16 protein-coding genes are annotated in these 16,838 nt (G+C 62.2%); 8 read left to right on the forward strand and 8 right to left on the reverse strand.

What is annotated here, in order from left to right:
• Positions 1 to 2: 2 nt before the first annotated feature.
• Genes IVA95_RS07930 through IVA95_RS07945 form a run of 4 tightly spaced genes read left to right on the forward strand, consistent with a single transcriptional unit; the run spans position 3 to position 3,805 of the window.
• Complete coding sequence (locus IVA95_RS07930; protein ID WP_247510000.1) at positions 3 to 962, forward strand: ABC transporter permease; 960 nt, start codon at positions 3 to 5, stop codon at positions 960 to 962.
• Complete coding sequence (locus tag IVA95_RS07935) at positions 928 to 1,848, forward strand: ABC transporter permease (protein WP_213251508.1); 921 nt, start codon at positions 928 to 930, stop codon at positions 1,846 to 1,848. The genes IVA95_RS07930 and IVA95_RS07935 overlap by 35 nt, the downstream gene beginning before the upstream one ends.
• Positions 1,848 to 2,840, forward strand: a complete 993-nt coding sequence (locus IVA95_RS07940) for an ABC transporter ATP-binding protein (RefSeq protein ID WP_247510001.1) — start codon at positions 1,848 to 1,850, stop codon at positions 2,838 to 2,840. Before IVA95_RS07935 ends, IVA95_RS07940 begins: the two co-directional genes overlap by 1 nt.
• Positions 2,837 to 3,805 carry a dipeptide ABC transporter ATP-binding protein gene (locus IVA95_RS07945; protein WP_247510002.1) on the forward strand — a complete coding sequence of 323 codons (969 nt, stop codon included), beginning with the start codon at positions 2,837 to 2,839 and terminating at the stop codon, positions 3,803 to 3,805. Before IVA95_RS07940 ends, IVA95_RS07945 begins: the two co-directional genes overlap by 4 nt.
• Positions 3,806 to 3,947: 142 nt before the next feature.
• Here IVA95_RS07945 and IVA95_RS07950 read toward each other — a convergent pair whose 3' ends face one another.
• Entirely contained in the window at positions 3,948 to 4,193 is a 246-nt protein-coding gene (locus IVA95_RS07950) for a hypothetical protein (protein ID WP_213251511.1), read from the reverse strand.
• Positions 4,194 to 5,020: 827 nt separating this feature from the next.
• Positions 5,021 to 5,221, reverse strand: coding sequence for a hypothetical protein (locus tag IVA95_RS07955; protein ID WP_247510003.1), 201 nt, complete (start codon positions 5,219 to 5,221; stop codon positions 5,021 to 5,023).
• A gap of 111 nt (positions 5,222 to 5,332) precedes the next feature.
• Here IVA95_RS07955 and IVA95_RS07960 point away from each other — a divergent pair, with 111 nt between their 5' ends.
• Positions 5,333 to 5,761 (forward strand): hypothetical protein, encoded by a 429-nt coding sequence (locus IVA95_RS07960; RefSeq protein WP_247510004.1) that lies wholly within the window; start codon positions 5,333 to 5,335, stop codon positions 5,759 to 5,761.
• A 15-nt stretch (positions 5,762 to 5,776) separates the two neighbouring features.
• Here IVA95_RS07960 and IVA95_RS07965 read toward each other — a convergent pair whose 3' ends face one another.
• Both IVA95_RS07965 and IVA95_RS07970 read right to left on the reverse strand, forming a co-directional pair.
• The gene (locus tag IVA95_RS07965; RefSeq protein ID WP_247510005.1) at positions 5,777 to 6,559 is read right to left on the reverse strand and encodes a hydratase; all 783 of its coding nucleotides are present in this window, start codon (positions 6,557 to 6,559) and stop codon (positions 5,777 to 5,779) included.
• Positions 6,560 to 6,562: 3 nt separating this feature from the next.
• Positions 6,563 to 8,314: an acyl-CoA dehydrogenase family protein gene (locus IVA95_RS07970; RefSeq protein ID WP_247510006.1), complete on the reverse strand. Its 1,752-nt coding sequence runs from the start codon at positions 8,312 to 8,314 to the stop codon at positions 6,563 to 6,565.
• Between the two features lie 167 nt (positions 8,315 to 8,481).
• Here IVA95_RS07970 and IVA95_RS07975 point away from each other — a divergent pair, with 167 nt between their 5' ends.
• A complete protein-coding gene (locus IVA95_RS07975) occupies positions 8,482 to 9,420 on the forward strand; it encodes a LysR substrate-binding domain-containing protein (protein WP_256470167.1) in 939 nt (312 codons plus the stop codon).
• Between the two features lie 246 nt (positions 9,421 to 9,666).
• On the opposite strand, the gene IVA95_RS07980 is transcribed toward IVA95_RS07975, so the two are convergent.
• Positions 9,667 to 10,134, reverse strand: a complete 468-nt coding sequence (locus IVA95_RS07980; protein WP_247510008.1) for a hypothetical protein — start codon at positions 10,132 to 10,134, stop codon at positions 9,667 to 9,669.
• Between the two features lie 399 nt (positions 10,135 to 10,533).
• Between IVA95_RS07980 and IVA95_RS07985 the strand changes: the two genes are divergently transcribed.
• Complete coding sequence (locus IVA95_RS07985) at positions 10,534 to 11,100, forward strand: 4'-phosphopantetheinyl transferase superfamily protein (protein ID WP_247510009.1); 567 nt, start codon at positions 10,534 to 10,536, stop codon at positions 11,098 to 11,100.
• Positions 11,101 to 11,104: 4 nt separating this feature from the next.
• Here IVA95_RS07985 and IVA95_RS07990 read toward each other — a convergent pair whose 3' ends face one another.
• The 3 genes from IVA95_RS07990 to IVA95_RS08000 form a co-directional block, all read right to left on the reverse strand.
• A complete protein-coding gene (locus IVA95_RS07990; RefSeq protein ID WP_247510010.1) occupies positions 11,105 to 12,403 on the reverse strand; it encodes a lysine N(6)-hydroxylase/L-ornithine N(5)-oxygenase family protein in 1,299 nt (432 codons plus the stop codon).
• A 21-nt stretch (positions 12,404 to 12,424) separates the two neighbouring features.
• On the reverse strand, positions 12,425 to 13,423 hold the full coding sequence (locus IVA95_RS07995; RefSeq protein WP_247510011.1) for a GNAT family N-acetyltransferase: 999 nt from the start codon (positions 13,421 to 13,423) through the stop codon (positions 12,425 to 12,427).
• Between the two features lie 293 nt (positions 13,424 to 13,716).
• Positions 13,717 to 15,417, reverse strand: coding sequence for a cyclic peptide export ABC transporter (locus tag IVA95_RS08000; protein ID WP_276577690.1), 1,701 nt, complete (start codon positions 15,415 to 15,417; stop codon positions 13,717 to 13,719).
• A 317-nt stretch (positions 15,418 to 15,734) separates the two neighbouring features.
• Here IVA95_RS08000 and IVA95_RS08005 point away from each other — a divergent pair, with 317 nt between their 5' ends.
• Positions 15,735 to 16,790, forward strand: a complete 1,056-nt coding sequence (locus IVA95_RS08005) for a siderophore-interacting protein (protein WP_247510013.1) — start codon at positions 15,735 to 15,737, stop codon at positions 16,788 to 16,790.
• Positions 16,791 to 16,838: the final 48 nt, after the last annotated feature.

Below are 16,838 nucleotides of genomic sequence, written 5' to 3' on the forward strand. Positions count from 1 at the left end.
TCATGCGTCAGTATATCCTGCGTCGCCTGCTGATCGCGGTGCCGAGCTTGCTCGGCATTTCGCTCGTTCTGTTCACGGTACTTGCGCTGGCGCCCGGCGATCCGTTCGCAGAGCTCGCGACCAATCCAAACGTACCGCCCGAAGTGGCAATGGCGCTTCGGACCAAGTTCGGCCTCGACGATCCGGTCTATGTCCGTTACCTGCGCTGGCTCGCCGCCATGACGCAAGGCGACTGGGGCTTTTCCTTTGTCAGCCGGATGGATGTCGACACGCTCATCCTGCAGCGCCTGCCGACGACGCTCTATGTGATCGGCTCGGCGCAGCTGCTCGCGCTGCTGATTGCCATACCGGTTGGCGTCTATGCCGCCACCAGGCCCTACTCGATCTTCGACCAGATCGCCAACACGTTCGCCTTCATCGGCTTTTCGCTGCCGACGTTCTTTACCGGCCTTTTGTTCATCCTGGTCTTCTCGATCACGCTGGACTGGCTGCCCTTTGTCTATTCCAGCGACATCAAGGCGACCGGGATACGCTGGCTCTTCGAGCAGATCCGCCAGGCCATCATGCCGGTGATGGTGCTCGGCCTGTTCCAGGCGGCTTCGATGACGCGATTCGTGCGCTCCGCCATGCTGGATGTGATCCGCCTTGACTACGTCACCACCGCCCGCGCCAAGGGCCTCGGGCAATCGAGGGTGATCGTCAAGCACGCGATGCGCAACGCGATGATTCCGGTCGTCACCCTGATCGCGCTGCAGATGCCCGCTGTGTTCGGCGGCGCCATTGTCACCGAGCAGATCTTCCGGATTCCGGGAATCGGCTCACTGCTGATTTCCTCCATCCTCTCTAACGACACGCCGGTCGTGATGGCCGTGACCTTCGTTTTCGCCTGTCTTGTGGTGCTCTTCAACCTGATCGCGGATGTCCTCTATGGCTGGCTTGACCCTCGCATCTCCTTCCGCTGAGCGGCGGCCGGCCTGGTCGCCCTGGCGCGAGACGTGGCGGCGCTATCGCCGCCACAAGCTCGCCGTGGTCAGCGCATTCCTGCTGCTTGTCCTGATCGTGGCGGTGGTATTCGGCCCCTTCGTCTGGCGCGTCAGCATCAACGACATCGATTTCACCGCGCGCCTTGAGGGCCCCTCGCTCGCCCACCCCTTCGGCACCGATGATCTCGGACAGGATATCCTCGCCCGCATGATCTATGGTGGACGTATCTCGCTCGCGGTTGGGCTTGCCGCCATGGCGGTCGCCGTCCTCGTCGGTACGCTGATCGGTGCGCTCGCCGGCATGTCGCGCGGGGCGCTCGGGCACGCGCTGATGTGGCTGACCGACCTGTTCCTCTCGCTACCGCAACTGCCGCTGCTGCTGCTTCTGATCTATCTGTTCCGCGACGGGCTCAAATCCGTGTTCGGGCCCGAGGGCGGCATCTTCATCCTGATTGTGCTCGTCATCGGCGGCCTGCGCTGGATGCCGGTCGCGCGGCTGGTGCGCGCTCAGTTCCTCTCATTACGCGAGAAGGAATTCGTCGAAGCCGCGCGCGCCCTCGGCGCCAGCCCGTTCCGGCAGGTGGTGCGGCACATCCTGCCGAACGCAGTCGGCCCCGTGATTATCGCCGGCACCATCGACGTCGCCGCCGCGATCATCGCCGAATCCACGCTGTCGTTTCTCGGCCTCGGCTTTCCGCCGGATACCCCGACCTGGGGGCGGCTATTGTTCGACGCCAAGGACTATCTCGACATCGGTCCGCATTGGGCGTTGTTTCCGGGCGGCGCCATCTTCATCGCGGTCGTGGCCATCAATTTCATCGGCGACGGCATGCGCGATGCGCTCGATGCGAGGCGGGTGATCTGATGGTCCCATTGCTCGAAATCAAGGGCCTGAAAACCCACTTCGCCACCGACGACGGCATGCTGAGGGCGGTCGACGGCATCGATATCACGCTCAATAAGGGCGAGACGCTCTGCGTTGTCGGCGAGTCCGGCTGCGGCAAGACCGTCACCGCTATGTCGATCCTGAAACTGATCGCAATGCCGCCCGGCCGCATCGTCGAGGGCAAGATCCTGTTCGAGGGCCGCGACCTCGTGCCGCTCACCAGCAGCGAACTCGATGACATCCGCGCCAAGGATATTGGCTTCATCTTCCAGGAGCCGATGACCTCGCTCAACCCGGTGCTGACCGTCGGCGAACAGGTTGCCGAGAGCCTGCGCCGCCATGAGGGCCTCTCGAACAAGGACGCGCTCGCCCGCACCGTCGACATGTTCAAGCTGGTGCAGATTCCCAATGCGGAAGCCCGCGTGCATGATTACCCGCACCAGTTCTCCGGCGGCATGCGCCAGCGCGTCATGATCGCGATGGCGCTTGCCTGCAAGCCCAAGCTCGTCATCGCCGACGAGCCGACCACCGCGCTCGACGTGACCATCCAGGCGCAAATCCTCGATTTGTTGCAGGACATGAAGGAACGCTTCGGCATGGCGGTGATGCTGATCACCCACGCTATGGGCGTGGTGGCCGAAACCGCGCAGCGGGTCGTCGTCATGTATGCCGGCAAGGTGGTCGAAGAAGCCGATGTCGACAGTTTGTTCGAAAGTCCGCGCCATCCCTACACGCAGGGTCTGATCCGCTCGATCCCGCGCATCGATCTCGCCAGCACGCACAAGACCCGGCTGGAAGCGATCGGCGGCTCGGTGCCGATCCTGATCAATCCCGCGCCCGGCTGCCGCTTCGCGCCGCGCTGCCGCTACGCCTTTGGCCGTTGCGCGGAAGAAGAACCGCTGCTGCGCGAGGTCGCACCGGGCCATCGCATGGCCTGCCACCTCGGAGAGAAGCAGGGAGAGCCAGCATGAGCGAGCCCCTGCTCCGCGTCACCGGCCTGAAAAAGCATTTTCCGGTCAAGGGCGGACTCCTTTCGCGCGAGGTCGGCCGCGTTCATGCTGTCGACGGCGTGTCCTTTGCGGTCAATCGCGGCGAAACGCTCGGCCTCGTCGGCGAGTCCGGCTGCGGCAAGTCCACCACCGCGCGCTGCGTGCTGCGCCTGGTCGAACCCAGCGAAGGCGAGATTGTCTTCGATGGGCGCGACGTGCGGGGACTTTCCGGCGGCGACCTGCGCGCCATGCGGCGCAACATGCAGATCGTCTTCCAGGACCCCTTTGCCTCGCTCAATCCGCGCATGACCGTCGGCGCGATTCTCGGCGAAGCCTTCACCATCCACGCGCTCGCTTCCTCGGCAAGCGAGCGGGATGACCGCGTGGCGAGTCTTCTCGTCAAGGTCGGGCTGAAGGCCGAGCACATGCGCCGCTATCCGCACGAATTTTCCGGCGGTCAGCGCCAGCGCATCGTGATTGCGCGCGCACTTGCGGTGGAGCCGAAATTCATCGTCTGCGACGAGCCGGTTTCCGCGCTCGACGTCTCCATCCAGGCGCAGGTGATCAATCTGTTGGAAGACCTGCAGTCCGAGCTCAAGCTCACCTATCTGTTCGTCGCCCACGATCTCTCGGTCGTCGAGCACATTTCCGACCGCGTCGCGGTGATGTATCTCGGCCGTATCGTCGAGCTGGCTAACGCGAACGACCTCTACCGCAATCCCCGACATCCCTACACGCAGGCGCTGCTTTCCGCCGTGCCGGTGCCGGACCCGAAGGTGAAGCGCAAGCGGATCCGGCTACAGGGCGATGTGCCGAGCCCGATGAACCCTCCGCGCGGCTGCCACTTCCACACCCGCTGCCCGGTCGCCGAACCGCGCTGCCGGGAAAGCGCGCCCGAGCTGAAGCAAGGCAGCGACGGGCATTTCGTGGCCTGCCATCTGGCCTGACGGCGGCGCGTATCCGGCCGCGCCATCCACCGCTTCTCATGCGGCGGCGGCAAAGAATTCAATCCTTGAAAACAATGCGGCCCCGCCCCGGCAGCGGTCGAACCACTCGTGCCGGGGCGGGGCCGAAATCACATCGTGGGCGTTACTTCTGGTGAATGCCGTTTTTGCGGATCAAGTCCGAGAGCTGGGACAAAAGCTCCCGAAGCCTTGCATTCTCCTCAATCAGTGCATGGGCTTCGTCAGCCTGTTCGTTGCGACGAAGGGCGGGCTCGTCCCCGCGCAGGGCATTCTCAAGCAGTGAAAGAGCGTCGTCGGTCGGTTCCTCAACCCAAAATGAAGGTTCAGCGCGGCGGTCTCGCTTATTAAGCTGCGGATGGTCTACTCGCATGATTGATACTCCAATTTTAAAAAGCGGAACGTGCCCCCAGTCACCTTGTCTCGCGCGCGGAGAATGAGGTGAGTCGGCAGGCAAATTTGCGACTAAAATTGGAATCGCGCGAAGACGACCCCGGCGCTAAAGCGGCGTGATTGCGGCAAGTCGTAGGGCCCGCGCGGGGCAAACCTGCGGCCTGCGCGTGCGATTTAGAGAAACGTGGACAATTGATAGAGCGCGTAAAGGACTTCCAGCCCCATGAGAACGAGGGCCGCAATCATCAGATAATAACCAAAATGCATGCGGAACTTGAAACCAATGCCTCTCGCGGCCAGTGCGGAATCGCGCCAAGCCGTAAACCAAACTCGATACGCGTCGGAAGGGGACAAGCCTCCGGCGAACCATGCGTCGGGCAAGCAAGAACAAAAAAGGCCTCCGCCGCCGCGGAAGTGACGCCTTTACCCCTGCCTTTGTCGCGAGCCTCTTCTTGATTGGAGGTCTCGAGTTCGACGCCAGCTCGCCTGTTCACACGCCGTGGAAAATCTTGATTCCCCACAGCACGATGACGATGGCCAATACCAGCGTAGCCGCCGTCAGTACACTTTCTAAGGAAGCGACTCTCATACTAACTCTCCGCTTCCCAGCCCCGCTAACGGTCTAGGTGATTCGTTGATTCGACCGCAATCGCGCGATCACAATGGCTTGAACGTTGCTTGGCGGTTGTGTTTTAGAGGTCACACATCTGGGTATGGCGGCGCATTTCTCCGCCGCGATGACGCAGCCACGCGCCTGCGGAAGCGGAAATTGCCCGCCTCTTACGACGGCTTCTCTCTATTGAAGGTTTATTCGGGTCGGCTTGCCGGAACGTAGGAACCGGGCGGAACCGGCGCGCTTCGCCGCCGTTCGGCGAGCGCCGCCAGGCGATCATATTCTTCCGCCACCTTGAGCAGGCGCCCCTGGTCCTTGACGGCAACCGCAGCTAGCGCCCTCGTCTGTTCCGCGCGCTTGCGCCAGTGATCCACATTGGTCAGGAAATCCGTCATCGGTACGCCCCTAAGGTGGTTTGCTCCCCAGCCCACCCCGACACGCCAGAAAGGCCCGCGGTACGTCAAAAATTGGGCCTAATCCGATCTGCCGTGTGACTCGAGCGACGCATGAGTTCTCTGGCGAGCCTTTTCGCCGTTGCCTTTCCGACGCAAATTTGCCCCCGACTCAATGGAAAGCTTGTCGCTGAAAAGGCGACTGTGCCACCTTGTGATCAGGAAATTGTCATGAGTACCGAATTTTCAACGCGTTACAGACAGGCCGGCGTCGATGCATTTCGGGACGCCGGACACCGCGACAACGTCGTGCCGCTGCGTCAGGGCCGTGATGCGCGCCAGGCAGACGAAGCGCCGCACCGGAGCGACAAACTGCTCGCCGCTATATCGCCCCTGCTCGACGAGGTCGACGGACTTCGGAAATATCAAGCGCAGCATGACACCAACAACGTTGGACGGCTGCTCGAAGAGAATACCCGGCTTCGAAAGCTTGCGGTCAAGCTGTCAAATCTCCTTGGCGATCTTCCCAAACAGAGCGCGTGAGAGCGGGACAGACAATCACGCGTAGGTCGCCGTCACGCTCCCGAACGGGCCGAAATCCGCGACATAGGTCTCGCCAGGCTTCGGCCGCAGCATGCCTGTTAGCGTCCCCGTGCTGACGGTCTGTCCCGCCTTCATTCCGATACCGGTGCGCGAAAGCTCGTTGGCGAGCCAGGTGAGCGGCACCATGGGATGGTCGAGCGCCTCCCCCGCCGTGCCCTTTCGGCGCAGCGTGCCGTTGCAGGTTAACAACACTTCCTGCCCGGCGATGTCGCGCGTCTTCCAATCGGCGATCGCGGCGCCGCAAAGGATGGTGCCGCTTCCCGCGCCATCGGCGAGGATTGCGGGCAGCGGTGGAAACGCGGCGTCGTGGACGAAGCGGCATTCGGCGAGTTCGATTCCCGTCTGCAGCGACGCCACTGATTCTGTGACTTCCGCAAGTGTATAGGGCTTTTCGCGCGGCGGCAGATCGGCCCCCAGGCGCGCCTGATACTCGACTTCGGGAATCGGACTGCAGAGTTTGGCGTGCTCGACGCTGGCCGGCGACTCCATGATCGGTGCGAACACCCGGCCATAGATCGGCGAGTCCGTGCGAAGCTGACGCTGCAGGCCCTCCTTCATGCCGGCGATCTTCCAGCCGACGACGTCCCAGCCAAGTTCTTCCGCGACCATGCCGGCGACGCGATAGGCTGTCGCCTTGTCAGGCGGCACCAGCCGCTGATCGAGGCCGCTTTGCGGGCGTCGTTCACGGCGCAGCGTCGCGAGCAGGCGGGCGAGTTCGCGTTGAAGTGCGATGTCCATGGCCTATCCCTGCACCAGCGCGGCAGCCTCGCGCATCGAGACCGGCGCATCGTCGAGCAGCAAATCGATCGCTGCGTTCTCCCAATGCTGCGCCTGCAGATTGGTAGACGAATGTTCGGCCAAGCGATGCTCGAGGACGAAACGCGAGAGCAGCAGACGGCGCGCATCGCCGCCGTTGTTGCCGAGGCGCGTGCCTTCGGATGCCAGCAGCGCAGCCGTCGTAGCGTGGTACAGCTTTCCGGCGGCAATCCTGCAAAAGCGCTCGTTCTCCGGATCGGCCGCAACCTGTTCCGCAAAGCGTATGGCGTCCGTCAGCGCGCCGGAAAGGCGCGTTCGGAACTGACCCGGCATCCCGGCCGTATCTTCCAGGCGGCGGCCGAGATCGTCGCGCAACGCTTCATGGCCCCGCGCCTTTCCGACCGCGCGCTGGACCGCATCGAGCGTGTTGATGTTGCTGGTGCCTTCCCACAGCAAACCGAGATGGGCATCGCGAACCAGCCGCGCGTTCGGCCAGTCCTCGATATAGCCATTGCCGCCGCGGGCCTCCATCGCACCCGTGGCGACCATGACGTTGTCCCGGCACGCCCGGTATTTTGCGATCGGCGTCAGCAGCCGCAGCACCTTGTCGGATGCGGTGGCCGAGTACAGTAGCGCCGACAGCGCCTGCTCCGTTGGGACCATGAGCTTGAGCAACTGCCGGCGCATCAGCGGATGATCGATCACCGCGCGCCCGAACGCGCTGCGATGCCGCGCGGCGATCATCGCCTCATTGAGGCATCGCCGCATCATGCCGGCCGCGCGCGCAAGGTGCGACACGCGGCTCGAATTCACCATCACCAGCATGTTCTTGAGGCCCTGATCCAGTTCGCCGAGCTGGTAGGCCGTGGCGCCTTCGAACACGATCTCGCCGCTTGCCATGGTGCGGCTGCCGAGCTTGTCCTTCAACCGCACAATCTGGTACGAATTCCGCCGTCCATCGGGAAGCACTTTTGGCATCAGGAACAGGCCTAGGCCGCGGCCCCCGGGCACAGCGCCTTCGGGCCGGGCGAGCAGCACCGCCAGTTCGGCGTCGGCGTTCGAGCAGAACCACTTTTCACCCCACAATTTCCAATCCTTGCCGTCGCTGACAGCAACGAGCTCGCCGGCGCCCACATCAGAGCCGCCGGTCTTCTCGGTCATGAATTGCGCGCACTTGAGCAGCGTGGCGGGATCCTGGCTCCACATCCGTTCGAGATAGCGCTGGCGCAGCTCATCTGTGCCGAAACGGCGCACCAGTTCCGAAGAGCTGTCGGTGAGGTTGACCGGGCAAAGCAGGCCGAACTCGGCTTGCGCGAACAGATAGTGGAAGACGTATTTGGCGATCGGCGGCATCGGCGACGACCAGCCGAGCACGCCGGCTCGGTTGCACATCGCGTGCATGCCGAATTGTCCGAATGCGATGCGTTCCATCTCGCGATAGGCCGGGTGATATTCGACCCATTCCTCATCGCGGCCATAGCCGTCCCGCGGATGCAGCACCGGCTGATGACGCTCCGCCTGATCAGACAAATCGTGCAGCCGGCCTCCGGCGAGTTCGCCGAGTTCGGAAAGGTGTGGCGCGAGATGCGCCAGCAGCGGTGCCTCCATATAATGGGGCAAGAGGTCGCGCAGGCTTTGGTCGAGCGAATAGTAGTTCAGCCCGCGACAGGTCGGCGCCAGCGCTCTGGAGCGCCGGGCCGCGGCGTCGCGGCCGGTCAGATCGGCATGGATGGTCATGAGCAACTCCCTCGGCTTCGCCTGCCTGGGCCGAGGCCCGGGGCAGATGTCGGCGTATGACCCGGGGAGCGCCCGTGCAAACGACTTCTTGGGTCGGGGGCTTGAGCCAGACTCAACGCAAGGGGGCCCCGGTTTGCCGGCCAGTCCTTTTGAACTAAGCTCGCCCGATGGCATCACGACGACTTCCTCCCTTGCATGCGGTGCGGGCGTTCGAGGCCGCCGCACGGCACTTGTCGATCACCCGGGCAGCCGACGAACTGAACGTGACCGTCGGCGCCGTGAGCCGGCACGTCCGCGCCCTGGAAGCACGAATGGGGACCGCCCTTTTCCTGCGCGGCTCGCGCGGTCTGGTTCTTACCTCCGCAGGCAAGACCTTCGCCGATTCCGCCCGCGAGGCATTGGACCGGATCGCAGATGCCGCCGACGGCCTGCGGTTGCGGCGCTTCAGGCGGCTTTCGGTCGGGGTCTATGGCTTCTTCGTCTCGCGCTTCCTGCTGCCGATCTGGCCCACGCTCAATGCGGCCTATCCCGATCTGGAAGTCGACCTGCACACGAGTTCCAATCCGCTCGACCTTCTCGCCAGCCGTTACGACGCGGTGATCGCCGTCTCAGACGGGCAGCCGCGCGCCGGGCTCGTCACCCATTCCTTGATGCCGATCGCGACCGTGCCGGTCTGCGCGCCGGAGTACATGAAGAACGGCGCCGTGGATTTCGCCACCGTTCCTCTCCTGCATGCGCGGCCGCGCCCGGACGATTGGCGGCGGTGGCTCGATCACGCGCAATTCGCCGACGTGCCCGTGCAGGGCGGCAGCAGCTTCGAAAGCCTTGGCCTGACCATTGAAGCCGCGGCCGCCGGCATGGGCGTCGCCATCGCCATCGACGGCCTGCTCGCGCCTGACCTGGCACGCGGCAATCTCGTCAAGGCCCATCCAATCGTTCGCCCGACACGCCGGCAGTTCGTGCTCGAATACGAGCAGCGCATGGCTGATGATCCCGCGCTGACGGCTTTCGTCGCCTGGCTGAATAATGCACGCGGCCAGCAAGCACCGAAGAAGCTCGCCGTGAAGAAGACTGCGATGAAAGCAGGCGCAGAGTATGCGCGTTGAGTTTCACTGTTGAGTTTCGCTCAAGGCGCGTTCAAAAAGCTCGTTTGCCAGCCTGGCTCTGCTCTGACACAGACGACGTTCAAGGCGCAGCCCTTCGCGCCGAGGAGCAGGCATCACGACGCCCAAGAACGACTGGCAGTATCCCTACGGCACTCGCCAACGCTATCATCTGCAGCACGTGCATCTCTTCGCGTCAACATCGACGCGACGATCGACTTCTATCGAACAAGTCGCGGCACCCTCGCATCAAGTATCATGGCTCACCGCGATCCGCCGTTCCGCCCGCTGAATATCTTCACGCTCGCCGTATGAACCGAACTCGCGCAAGATCTTGTCTCTGTCCTCGGACGAGATGACCGATCTGGGCGCGGAGCGGCTGGCCTTTTTCTCAAGCAAAGCCTGCCGAAAGCCAAATCGGCAGATCACGCTATCGACACTCTCATCGTTGCGCCGAAGGCGGCGGCCATGAAATTCCATCCACTTCTCGATCCGTTGCAAACTCAGGCGTCCGACGCCAGCCTGCCCAAGCAGTTCACCCCTGGTATGGAGCGACGCAATCTCGAGGAGATAGTTGATGCGCGTGGATGGCTCCTTGCTGACGAGCCCCGCATGGTGACTGCGAACCAGTATGGCTGCAATTCGCTCCGGCAGATAGCTATCGATATGCTGCTCGAGAGGGACGGATTTTATCATGACCAGTTCCACGTTGAACATCTGCAGATGCGATTGAGAATAAATCTATCAGCACCGCAAAGCATGCGTGATCTCGGCCGACACCAGTTAGATGGATTCTAAGGCTGATCATCTCGGCACAGCCTCTGTACAGCCGGGGGTTGCAGACCGTTCCGCATTGGTCGATAAGCCCGTGATATGATTGACTCCCTGAAGGCTGGACAACGACCATTTGCCACATCGCTTTCAATGGCGCGTGCAAGCGCCTCCCTCGCGTGGTCGATCGCCGTGAGATCTGCGGCTCCGCAGGATCATTTGCGGGTGCGATGGCTGCTGGATGCTGATGTCGCGAGGCCGGTCGGACATTTGGAACCGGAAGAGATCCTTCTCTGGCTGGCAGCGATACCTCCATCGCCGGAGGTCGCTGCCGGCGAACCCGGCATGCTCAGCGTCGAGCGAGCTGCGAAACTGCTCGATGCCGGTGAGACCGATCGCATGGGGCGACTCCTGCACATCGAAGATCGAATGAGCTATCTGGCTGCGCATGCGGGCGTTCGCCTCATGCTTGGCGGGCTTGTCGGTCAATCGGCTGAAGCCCTGCGGTTTCAACCATCGGAGAATGGCAAGCCCATGCTCGTTGCTGGTCCAGTGGAGATCGACTTCAGCCTGAGCCACGCGAGGGGCGCTGTAGCCGTTGCAGCGGCCCGCATGCCGATCGGCGTCGATATCGAACCGCTGCGGGAAATCGCCGATATGGATTCGGTCGCCGAAATCGTCCTGGCGGCCGAAGAGCGGGAGATTCTTCGGAACGCTCCCACGGCACTTCGGTCCCGGCTCTTTCTTCGCTATTGGACCCTCAAGGAAGCCTTGCTGAAAGCGGCCGCACTCGGATTCACGATAGCTCCGAACACCGTGATCGTCGACGCAGGCCCGTCACCCGCCGTGCTTTCGGTGCCGCCCGCACTTGGATCCGCCGCACAGTGGCGACTCATTGCCCCCGCTATCTGATGACCTACGCGATGAGTTCGCGGCGCGAAATCGTCGAAAACAGCGATTCCGCGATTTCCTGCGAGCGCGTTGCAAGAACGGACAGCAACGTATCACTCAGGCCGTGAGACGCCTCGGAGTATCCCTGGAGATGAATTTGCGGCCGAAATGCCGGGCTGGTGACGAGCTTGTAGTTGCGGTCCAGCACGGCATCGCGAATATAACGCTGGATCGGCTCCAGAAACGCGTGCGGCGTCTCCCTGTCGTAGCCCGTTGCCAGAATGACGGCATCATAGGCCGATCGGCGCTTTGCACCGCCGAACTTGTCAATCGTGCCAATCTCGATGCCTTCAGGTGCGGCGTCTATACTCGTTATTTCGCTACGCGGGTGCAACGCGATCCCTGTCGTGCCGCTGACGCGCTGCTGGTAGAGCAATCGATACAACTGGTCGAGGAGATCGGAATCGACCACCGCATAGTTCGTGTTCCGGAAGTTGCGAACGATCGCGTCTCGCCGCTCGGCAGGCTGCGCATAGATGAAATCGGTGTAATCCGGATTGAAAATCTCGTTGACGAACGGGCTGCTGTCGGACGGCTTCAAGGCATGACTGCGAAAGATCAGATCAATGCTCGCGTCCGGAAATCGCCCGCGAAGGTCGACCGTCACCTCGGCCGCGCTCTGCCCTCCCCCGACCACGGCCACGCGCGCCGCCTTTCCACCGAGGCCGATGTCCTCGACCGTGTCGAGATAGCGGCTGGAATGCAATAATCTGGGATCATCGGCGATCTTCGCAAATACTTGCGGGATAAACGGTCGCCCTCCCACCGCGACCACCAGGTTCCTTGCAAGCCGCACCGCTTCCCCGCCGGCAAGTGTTCGTGAATGAACGCGCAAAGACGTCACCGACTGGCCGACGGTCACCGGCTCGATGGCGAGAATGGTTTCGCCGTAGGCCGCCTGAGACTTGAACTGGGCTGCGACCCACCGCAGATAGTCGTTGAATTCAATCCGGCTCGGATAGAACGTTCGGCAGTTGATGAAATCCTGCAATCGGCCGCGCTTGTGCAGATAGTTCACGAAGGTGAACGGACTGGTCGGATCGCGCAACGAAACGAGGTCCTTGAGAAACGATATCTGCATGTCGCTGCCTGGAAGCAGCATGCCGCCGTGCCAGGTGAATTGCGGCTGCTTCTCCACGAACAGAGCGGCGCATTTCAGACGTGATCTTCTGGCGCATTCGTCCAATGCGATCGCAAGCGCAAGATTGGACGGCCCGAATCCGACGCCGATGACGTCGTGCTCGATCGCAAACTGGTGAGACATAAGCTGCGCTCCGTTCGGGCGTTAGGACGTGGTCGCAGGGCTGGTCGCTGCCGGCAGCCACAGCCGGTCACCAAAGAAGCGTTCGCGCAACAGCATCACGAGCGTGGCCCGCTTGTGCGGAAAATCGAAATTTTTGATCTTTGCGAATCCCGAGACTTCCAGATTGCGGAGCTGCTGCGCATGCGCCGCCGCCGGCTCGCCGACGATTCGTTGCGTTCGACAATCGTCCAGGAACATGTAGTGCATCAGTGACGGCAGCCAGGCGCTGATATAGCGGCGCCCGCGATAGGCGTCCTCGCCGACGACGACATGCCAGCCGCGATCGTAATCGTCGGCATCGTAGAACGGCGCGATACGATTCTCCTTGGCCCAGTAGAGCTCGAAATAGCCAAACGGCTCGTCGTCGAAGCAGCCGATGAGCGACAGCATGTGCGGGTCCGCCAGAATGCCGGAGAGATAGCGCCGATGCCTTTCGAGATCGCCCGCTTCGTTCCAGAACGCGTCGACGCGGGGATCGTTCATCCAGCGGTGCAGCAGATGCAGGTCGCCCTCCGTGTTGGCGACGCGGAAGGAGATCACTTCGGCGAGCCAGGGTATGAAGCGGGCATAGACCTTTCCCACCGGCTTTGGCGAGCGTCGCGGATGGCGCTTGTCGTCCGTCATGACGTGGAGTTGCGGCCATGGCGGCCGTTCGGCATTGACCAGCCAATTGTCCCGCCGCTGCATGATTAGTTCGGGAAGCAGCACGAGATCTGCCCCCGCCATGAGAGCGAGACCGTGGCTCATCAACTCGCGCGCAAGCTCTGCGCTGGCTGAATCCACCACAAGCCGGTCAAGACTCGGCCGCCATCCAAACATCGCTTCAGCCGCCGCTGAAATCGCCGCTATCGCCAGCTTCGGATCGTCGGGAACGGTCAGGATTTTTAGATGATCCAGCCGTTCATCGAGACGCAGGCGCATCACCGTCGTGATGCCCACCGCAATGCGGATATCTCCCCCACCGTCTTGAACGACGGTCATGGAAAAATCCGGCCCGATCGGGAATGCGCGAGGCCCCGTCGCGGAGCTCGAAGCTTTGTTCATCCGGCCCTCGCATCGCAAACGTGGTTGCTTGAAACAACACGCGATCTTCACTCGCGCTTGCGATGTAAAGCACTCGCGTACAGGATGACAAGAAATGCAGGCACACGCAGTTTAGATTTCTTACAAATCTGACAAAACGGCGTCGCCAAAAGCGATCACACGCTTTCGACGATGTGCATCTCGAAAGAGTCTGAACTTCGATTCAAAATTTTCCGAAGACTAAAATTGCTCTAAAGAGAGGCGTCGGTTGGAACCGATGACGATTTGATGATGTCATGGGTTCTCGCATCGCCCGCGACAATCTTGCCGTTGCGCAGCCGCACCAGATGATCTGCCACGCCGAAATAGCGGTCATCGTGTGAGATCACGATGATCGTCTTTCCCATGCGTTTCAGATCAGGCAGCAGTTCCGTGTAAAAGATATGCCGGAAGGCAGGGTCCTGATCCGCGGCCCACTCGTCGAACACAAGGACCGGCCTCTCCTCGAGCCAGGCATTCATCAGCGCCAGCCGCTTGCGTTGACCGGTGGACAGGTCAATCGTCGTAAATACGCCGTTCTCGACCGAGACCTTGTGCGCGACCTCCAATCGCTCGAGATAGCGCTCCGCGACGTCAGGCACCATTCCCGCTCCCTGCAGAAGATCTTCAAACAGGTAGTAGTCGGAAAAGATTGTCGTGAAGAGCTGCCGGTAATCATCCCGCGTTTCCGTCACGACGGGCATACCGTCCCGAAGCAGCGTACCGCTCTGCGGCGCGTAGAGACCCAGCAGCAACTTGATCAGCGTGGTTTTTCCGCTTCCATTTTCACCGACAATGAAAACGATGTCTCCCTGCCGGACATGCAGGTCAATCGGTCCGAGCACGAAGGGGTTGCTGCCGGGCACCGCACGAAAGCCGTACGAGACGCCACGGACCTCGATCGATTCGATTCTGCCCGATCCATCCGGCGCGGTCGATGGCGCGGCCAGCAAGTCCTGCTCGGGCGTCGCGAACTGCTCCGAAAGTTCGGCGATCCGCTTCATCGCCACCTGCGCGCGGCCCAATGCCGGCAGAATCCCGATCACCTGATCGATGGGCCCCCGCATATAGAGCAGCACCAGGACGAAGCCGCTGGAGACCGCGGCCGGGCTGTCGGGCCAGAGAAACGGACGCAAAGTCAGCGCGACGCCGATCACGACGAAGAACAACATCGTACCCAACGCCCGCGCCGTCACGAACAGATTGATCGATTTGATCTGCACCGCGCTGATCCGGTCGACGGTGCGCTGAAGCTGGTCGACATAGACGCGCTGACGGCGGGCGCGGTTCAGGCGCAGCTCCTTCGCGCCCTCGGCGATCGCGCGATAGTGCTTCTGCAATTGGTCTTCGGAATCGCGGGCGACATTGAAACCTTGAACACCTCGCGTTCGCGCATAGGCGTGCGCGAGCGAGCCGAGGACGATGACCAACCCCGTAATCAGGAAAAGCGGCCACGACAGCACCGCCAGATAGACCATGCAGCCGAGCGTGATGACGACAGACACGAAGAAGGACGAGAAGAAGAACGCGAAATCGCTGATGGTATCGACGTCGTGGGTGAGGACCGGAATCAGCCGATGCGTCCGGTAGATTTCGAGCTGGTCGATCGGAGCCGCCAGGATCTTGGCGGCAAGCGACTTGCGCAGCTCGGCGATGATCCGCTGTCCAACATAATTGGCGCTGATATCGGCGCCGATTGAGCCGATCAGGATCAAGAGACACAGCCCCGCAAACGCGAACAGCAGCGTGGCGACGTCGTCTTGCGACGCGTAGAGGCCGCGATTGACGACCGCGAGCAGCCCCGCAACGCTGGCGCCGCCGACAACGCCGAGAACGGTGCCGCCTAGCACGATCGGCCAGTAGGGCCGCAGGAGATGCAGGATCTGCGCCGTCAGGCCGCTTCGTGGATTCATCATGAGTGCCGCGCGCTGGAGTAGAGCTGAAGCGAACCTACACGGCCCGTCGTGATACGAACAGCCTTGCCGGTGCGATGCGAATACATGATGGCAGCACCACTCATCCAGAGCTTATTTTCGGCCTTTTTCGATTGATTCTAATTTGTGATCGGCAATGCGTTTAATAAAATGTGAGTAGTACCGCCTTTGCATCGCAGCCGACGAGCGAGTAGGACATGGATCCACTAGGACATGGGTCCAGTGTCGGGCTGCGGCATCCGGAAATCGAAGCGTGCGCAGGCCAGCATCGGGCAGGCCCGACTGGAGAAATGACTTTGGACTCGCTTGTTTCCGAAACCCGCATTCCGATTGCTGATGCCGCCGGCCTTGCGGCCCGAATGATCGATCATCTTGCCGAGCATGATATCGCCTTCGAGGACCTGGGCGGCCTGATGGTGGCGAAACTTCCGTTTGGAACCAGTTCGCTCGCCGTCGAGGCCGAGGCGCTCAAGATCCGCGTCGAGGCCAACGACAAGGGCAACCTCGAAATGCTGCGGTCGGTTGTCGCTTCCCACGTCATTGAGTTTGCCGGCGATGAGTCGCCGACCATCGTCTGGTCCGGCCATGAATCGAACGGCGGCACGCTGGCCAATTTCCGCGAGGTGCGGCTGAAGGCAGCGATCGACCTGACGCCCCGCATGCGCCGGCTGACATTCACCGGTGACGACATCGCCCGCTTTGTGAACGACGATGATCTGCACGTCCGTCTGTATTTTCCGCCGGAAGGCCTTGCCAAGCCCGAATGGCCGTGGCCCGCCCCCGACGGGCGAATCCTCTGGCCGGAGCCGGACCGCAGGCCTATCACCCGCTACTACACGATCCGCCGCATCGATCTGTGGGCCCGCGAGATCGACATCGATTTCGTGGTCCACGATCATGCCGGACCGGGCTCGGCGTTTGCCCTCAACGCGAAGGCCGGAGCCATTTGCGGCATGGCCGGTCCGCTCGGACGAAGCATTCGTCCGGCGCGCTGGTTGCTGCTGGCGGGCGACGAGACCGCCCTTCCCGCAATTGCGCGAATTCTTGAGACACTGCCGGCGACGGCAACCGGTGAAGTCTTCATCGAAGTCGCCGACCGGCTTGAGCAGGTTCCGCTGATAGCGCCAGCCGGCGTATCGATCCGCTGGCTGCATCGCGGCGACCGTCCGGCCGGCACGACGCAGCTATTGGTCGATGCCGTCAGGACCGTGCGATGGCCTGATCATCGCGAGGTGTTTGCATGGGTCGCGTGCGAAGCGCAGGCGCTGAGGGCGCTGCGAAACCATCTGCGCGACGAGCGGAAGCTCTCCCGCGAGCAACATCTTGCGGTCGCGTATTGGAGCCTGCCATGACGTCCCCACATCCACAGAGCGACGGGACGACGTTCACCTCGCACCGCA

The sequence above is a fragment of the Bradyrhizobium sp. 157 genome (assembly GCF_023073815.1).
GTDB lineage: Bacteria > Pseudomonadota > Alphaproteobacteria > Rhizobiales > Xanthobacteraceae > Bradyrhizobium.